General features: G+C 77.1%; 4 protein-coding genes. 3 read left to right on the forward strand and 1 reads right to left on the reverse strand.

Annotated elements, in window-relative coordinates; genetic code table 11:
• From K6I34_RS28830 to K6I34_RS28840, 3 genes are all read left to right on the forward strand, one after another.
• Positions 1–4,042: HAD-IC family P-type ATPase (locus K6I34_RS28830; protein WP_374231045.1), on the forward strand; the 4,042-nt coding region annotated here is incomplete at its 5' end.
• 475 nt (positions 4,043–4,517) lie between these two features.
• Positions 4,518–4,877 (forward strand): hypothetical protein, encoded by a 360-nt coding sequence (locus K6I34_RS28835; RefSeq protein ID WP_229330284.1) that lies wholly within the window; start codon positions 4,518–4,520, stop codon positions 4,875–4,877.
• 41 nt (positions 4,878–4,918) lie between these two features.
• On the forward strand, positions 4,919–5,371 hold the full coding sequence (locus K6I34_RS28840; RefSeq protein WP_229330286.1) for a hypothetical protein: 453 nt from the start codon (positions 4,919–4,921) through the stop codon (positions 5,369–5,371).
• Here K6I34_RS28840 and K6I34_RS28845 read toward each other — a convergent pair.
• Positions 5,343–6,406: MFS transporter (locus K6I34_RS28845; RefSeq protein WP_229330288.1), on the reverse strand; the 1,064-nt coding region annotated here is incomplete at its 5' end. The genes K6I34_RS28840 and K6I34_RS28845 overlap by 29 nt on opposite strands.

Consider the following 6,406-nt stretch of genomic DNA (forward strand, 5'->3'; position numbering starts at 1 on the left):
CGCCCTGGCCTTCGTCCTCGCCTGTGACACCGCGGGCGTCGTCACCGCCGTCGCGGCGCGGGCGATGCGGGTGCGGAAGTCGCCCCGGCTGGTCACCGCGGCTGTGTCGCTGCTGCGCGAGGACTCCCGGGTCCGCGGCGTCCTGCGCGGCAGGCTCGGCACGCGGGGCACCGACCTCCTGCTCGCCGCGGTCAGCGCCGCCACGCACGGTCTGGGGCAGTCCCCGACCGCGCTCGTGCTCGACGGGGCGCTGCGCGCGGGCCAGTTGCGGGAGGCGCTCGCGCGGGCCGCCGCGTACGACGAGGCGCTGGACGTCCTGGGCGCGCCGGGCCGGAGGACCCTGTCCTGCGCGGGCCCGGCCCGGCCGCCGCTCCGGCGGAGCCCGGGGGAGGAGTACGCCGACACGGCGGTCACCGGCAGCCTGGTGGGCGCGGCGGCCTCCCTGCTGTTCACCCGCGGTCTCGCGGGGGCCGCCGAGGCCGTCCTGGCCGGTTCGCCGAAGGCGGCGCGCTACGGCCCCGCCGCGTTCACCGCCACGCTGGGCAGCGCGCTCGCCCGGGACGGCCTGCTCGTCCGGGACACCGAGCGGCTGCGGCAACTGGAGCTCGTCGACACCGTGGTGCTGCACCCCGGCGCCCTGCGCGGCCGCCGTCGCACCGTCCTCGACGTGCGCCCCGCGGTGGACTCCTGGGACCACGACCGGCTGTGGCAGGCGGCCGCCGCCGCGCTGCGTGATGACGGTGACGAGGCGGCCCATGACGGCATGCCCGTGTTCATGGCCGATCCCGAGGACCCCGGCCGCATGCGTGCCTCGCTCGACGGCCAGGACATCGGCACCGTGCTGACCGGCTGGGAACTGGACCCGCTCGCCGAGGCGGTGCTGGACGCCGCCCGCCGGGGCGGCCTGGACGTCGTCGTGGTGGACGACCCCTCCCTCGGCGACTTCGGCGCGCTCGCCGACACCGTCGCCGACCCCGCGCGCCCCCTGGCCGACGTGGTGCGGGCGCTCCGGGGCGATGGCAGGACGGTCCTCGCCCTCGCCCGGATTCCCGAGGACGGCGACGGGGACGGCGACGGCGACGGGGGCGAGCTCCTCGCGGGGCTGCTCGCCGCCGACCTCGCCGTGGCCGTCGCCGGGGACGGCGACGCCGTGGTGCCGGGCGCCGACGTCCTCCTGCCGGGCGGCCTGGAGGGCGCGTGGCGGCTGCTGGCGGCGGCGCCCGCCGCGCGGGACGTCGGCCGCCGTTCCACGGTGCTCGCCCAGTCCGGAGCCGCGCTGTCCGGGCTGCTGGTCGTCACAGGGGACTCCCGCGCCCGGCGGCTGCTCCTGCCGGTCGGTATCCGGCTCAGCCCTGTCAACGCCGCCGCTGCCGCGGCCCTGTTCGCCGGGCACCGGGCCGCCCGCGCCGCAGCGGGCCGCCGGGCGCCCCGGCCCGGACCCCGCGTCCCCTGGCACGCCCTGCGGCCCGAGGAGGTACTGTCCCGGCTGGCCGGGACACCCCGCACCGCGCCCTCCCCGCTGGCTGCCCTGCGCGGCGGAGCCCGTACGGTCGCGAATCTGCCGGTCTTCGGCCCCGCCCGCCTGACCACCCGTCTGACCAAGGCCGTACGCGCCGAACTCGACGACCCCCTCACGCCCGTGCTCGCCGTCGGCGCCGCCGCCTCCGCGGTCCTCGGCTCGACCGTGGACGCGCTGCTGGTCACCGGGGCGCTCGGGATGAACGCCCTGGTCGGCGGCGTCCAGCGGCTGCGTGCCGAACGCGCCCTGGCCGCGCTCGCCGTGGGCCAGCGGCAGCGGGCCCGGCGCGTCACGGACAGCCGCACCGGGGCGACGGCGACCGTGGACGCCGCCCGCCTGCTGCCGGGTGAGATCGTCGAACTGACCACGGGCGACGTGGTGCCCGCCGACGCGCGTCTGCTGACGGTGGCCGACCTCGAAGTGGACGAGTCCGCGCTGACCGGCGAGTCGCTGCCGACCCGCAAGCAACTGGCCGCCACGCCCCGCGCGGCCGTCGCGGACCGCAGCTGCATGGTGTTCGAGGGCACGACCGTGGTCGCGGGCCGCGGCCGGGCCGTCGTCGTCGGCACCGGCGACCAGACGCAGGCGGGCCGGGCGGCGGCCCTGGCCGCGCGGGCCCCGGCCCCGGCGGGCGTGCAGGCACGGCTCACGGAGCTGACCCGGCGTGTGCTGCCGCTGACCCTCACGGGCGGCGCCGCGGTGACCGGTCTGTCCCTGCTGCGGGGCAGGCCGGTGCGCGAGGCCGTCGGCGGCGGGGTGGCCGTCGCGGTGGCGGCCGTCCCCGAAGGGCTCCCGCTGGTGGCGACGGTCGCGCAGATGGCCGCCGCCCGCAGGCTCAGCCGGCGCGGCGTGCTCGTCCGCAGCCCGCGCACCCTGGAGGCCCTGGGCCGCGTCGACACGATCTGCTTCGACAAGACCGGCACCCTGACCGAGAACCGCCTGCGTGCCGTGCGCGCGGTCACCGCGAAGGGCCTCACCTGCCCGGCCGACGACCCCGAGGCCGCCGAGGTGCTCCGCGCCGCGGCACGGGCCTGCCCGTGCGTCACCGACGAGGAGGGCGGCCACGCCCACGCCACCGACGAGGCGGTGCTCGCGGCCGCCCCGGACGACCCGGACTGGACCCAGGACGAGGGCCAGCCGTTCGAGGCCAGCCGTGGCCACGCCGCCGCCGTGGGCCGGACGGCCGACGGCACGCGCCTGCTGGTCGTCAAGGGCGCGCCGGAGATCGTGCTGCCGCGCTGCCGGGACATCCCCGCCGACGCGGAGGAGCGAGCGCAGACACTGGCCTGCGAGGGCCTGCGGCTGCTCGCCGTGGCGGGCCGCCGACTGCGGCCGGACGAGACGTCCGACATCCTGGAACAGCCGCTCGGGGAGCTGGAGTTCACCGGCTTCGTGGCTCTCGCCGACACCCCGCGCGCCGGCGCCGCGCCGCTCGTCGCCGGGCTGCGGCGGGCCGGGCTGCGACCGGTCGTCCTCACCGGTGACCACCCGCAGACCGCCCGCGCGGTCGCGGTGGCCCTGGGCTGGCCCGAGGACGTGCGCGTGGTCACCGGCGACCGGCTGGCCGGGCTCGACCGGGCGGGCCGGGCCGCGCTGCTGCGCGACTGCGGCGTCGTGGCCCGCGTCGCCCCCGAGCAGAAGCTCCAGGTCGTCGAGGCGCTCCAGCAGGCCGGGCGGGTGGTCGCCATGGTCGGGGACGGTGCGAACGACGCCGCCGCCATCCGCGCCGCCGACGTGGGCGTCGGCATCGCGGCCCGCGGGTCCGCCGCCGCCCGCAACGCGGCCGACCTGGTCCTGACCGGGGACGAGCTGTCCGCGCTCGTCGACGCCGTCGCCGAGGGACGCGCCCTGTGGCGCAGTGTGGCCGACGCGATCAGCATCCTCATCGGCGGCAACTTCGGCGAGGTCGGCTTCACCGTGCTCGGCACCCTGCTCGACGGGGCCTCCCCGTTCTCCACCCGCCAGTTGCTGCTGGTCAACCTGCTGACCGACATGTTCCCGGCGATGGCCGTGGCCGTCACCCCGCAGGACACCCCGCAGGACTCCCCACAGGACGGGGATCAGGGTCCGCAGGTGTGCCCCTCCGGGGACACTCCTGTGGGCATCTCGGCGCTCGGGGCCCCGCTGACCCGCCAGATCCGGCAGCGCGGGCTGGTCACCGGGCTAGGGGCGGCCACCGCCTGGCTGTTCGGCCGCCTCACCCCCGGCACGGCCCGGCGCACCAGCACGATGGCCCTGTGCGGCGTCGTCGGCGCCCAGTTGACCCAGACGGTGCTCGGGCGGCAGCGCAGCCCCCTCGTCCTGGCAACCGCGTTCGGCTCGGCCCTCGTCCTCGCGGGCATCGTCCAGACGCCCGTGGTCAGCCACTTCTTCGGGTGTACGCCCCTGGGGCCGGTGGCCTGGACGGGCGTGGGCGCCGCCGTCGGTGTCGCGGCGCTCTCCCCGTGGGCGCTGCCGCCCGCCGAACGGCTGCTGGCCGTCCTGGGGGAGAGGCTGCGGCCGGTGGTGCGGGTGACGCGCTGACGCGGTCGGGGTCGGTCGGCGCGTCAAGGTCACATCAAGTACTTGCGTCCATACGCAAGTAGCGGGCTATGATTCCGGAGGCTTCGACGCTCCGGCGAGCGAAGGCGCCCCGGCCATGACGGCCGGGGCCGACGCCCGCTCGCCACGACCGGAAGGAGGCGGGAGACATGGACACCAATTGCGGCAGTCCCGGCCACAGTAGCCCCCGCGTCCGTCCGTCCTCGCCTGCCCGCGGCACGCGATAACGCACACGGCACGTCGCCTCGCCTTTCACCTTCCCCCCTTCGGCTTCCCCATGCCCGCGGCCGCATCGGCCCCTCCGGGCACGGCACTCCGTCCGTACGCCCCGTACACCATCGCCGAAGCCGCCACGCCCGCACGCCACTGATCCGCCGGGCGACCGGTGCCGCCCTGCAGGTCCCGGTCCCGGCCCGCGCCGATCGCATCCGCTCGCATCCGCCCCGGGAGAACTCACGTGAAACTTCTGCACCGTCCCCTGCTCCGGCGCCCCCGGCCCGACGAGCGCGTCGCCGTGCCGACGGCGTGCACCGTCCACGCCCGGTGCGACCGGCACTCGGAGGCCAAGGTGCGCGCCCTGTGCGTCATCGCCTTCGCGGGCTCCGGGGCGCGCATGCGCAGCCTGCATGTCGTCGAGCCCGGCGAGCCCGGCGACCCCGGCGACAGCGTCACCGTGCTGCTGCGCGTCACCTTCGCCATGGACGGCCCGGACACCGTCGCCCTGGAACGCCTGGTCACCGAGCTCTCCCGCGAACCCGGGGTGCGGGACCTGCACTGGCGCATCCACGCGGCGGGCGACCCGCTGGCCGAGCAGTAGCCCTCCGGGTGGGGCGACAATGGGAGAGAGGAGGCCACACCATGAGGACGCCACCCCGTCCCCGCGCGGGCGAGGGACTGGCGGCGGTGGCCGCCACCGCCGCCGGCCTGCTGGGAGTGGTCGCGGTCAAGGCGGCCGCGGACAGCAACCGCCCCGTGACGGCCGCCGCGCTCGCCTGCGCCGCGGCTCTGGCCCTGGTCGTCCTGGGCGCGTGGGTGTACCGCCACTGGGCCGGGTACCGCACGCACCAGGAGCACCCCGCACCCCTGGGCGCGGTGGACGACAGCTGGTTCACCGAGGAGACACTGGCCGACTTCCCGGCGGAGGCCGTCCGCCCCCTCCTGCCACGCTCCGGGGCCCCGGGCCCGAGCGCGCTCTACACCGCGTGGGTGCTCGCGGTCCACGGCCGCGACGCCGCATGGCTGGACCGCCACCTCGACCTTCCCCCGGGCGTGGCCCGGCTGCTCACCGACCGCGCGCGGCAGCGGCCTTGACGGCCGTTCGCGCGGTCATGGGGGCCAGCAGCACGTACAGGCCCGGCAGCCCCGCCACCAGGGTCATGGTGAGCGTGGCCGCGACGAGGCCGCCGTGGTCGAGGAACAGCGCCGCCGCCACCGAGCCCAGCGGCGCCGTGCCCTGCATGAGGGTGCGGAGCCAGGCGAAGGCACGGCCGTGGAGGCCGGGGGGAATCCGGCGCATGCGCAGGGACTGGGCCAGTACGGTCATCGGCGCGCTGAGGAGGCCGACGGCGAAGAAGCCCGCGCCGACGACCGCGGTGCGCGGCTCGCCCAGGACGCCGAGGAAGCCCAGGGCGGCGCCCGTCTGGAGCAGGCCGATCCGGCGCAGCAGCGGTCGTACGGCGTCGCCGCCGTCGGCGGACCGGCCCCCGGCGAGCAGCGCGCCCAGGCACTCGCCCGCGGCCAGGGCGGCGACGAGGCCGCCGAGCGCGGAGGCGCCGCCGGAGAGTTCGTTCTTGGCCAGCCAGGGGCCGATGACGAGGAGCAGCATGCCGTCGGCGATGTTGAAGAGCATGAAGGCCACGGTCGTGACGGCGATGACGGGGTCGCGCAGGACGCCGCGCATCGACGTGCCCGCCACCGGCGGGCTCTCCTCCGCCACCGGTCCCGCGGGCGGTGCCGGTTCCGGTGCCGGTCGTCGGACGGTCGCCGTCAGGGCCGCGAAGACGAGGAAGCTGGCGGCGTCGATGATCAGCACATGGGGCGCGCCGATCGCGCCGACCAGCACACCGGCCACGGCCGGTCCCACGACCGTGGCCACGCTGAAGCTCAGCGACTCCAGGGCGTTCGCGGTGTCGAGGTCGCCTTCGCCGACGAGCTCGGGGATGAGGGCGGGGAAGCCCGCCATGGGCACCATCTTCAGCAGCCCGTGGACGGCCGCCACGGCGAACGGCAGCCATCGCGGGACCCCTCCGGCAGCGGCGGCGACGGGTACGGAGCCAAGGAACGCGGCCCGCAGCACGCTGTCCGCGATCATCACGGTCCGCTTGTCCCAGCGGTCGAGGAGGGGAC

It is taken from the genome of Streptomyces sp. UNOC14_S4, assembly GCF_020740835.1.
Lineage (GTDB): Bacteria > Actinomycetota > Actinomycetes > Streptomycetales > Streptomycetaceae > Streptomyces.

Coding starts and splice junctions, on each gene's coding strand:
- K6I34_RS28840 (WP_229330286.1), top strand. CDS start 4,919: ATGAGGACGCCACCCCGTCCCCGCGCGGGCGAGGGACTGGCGGCGGTG.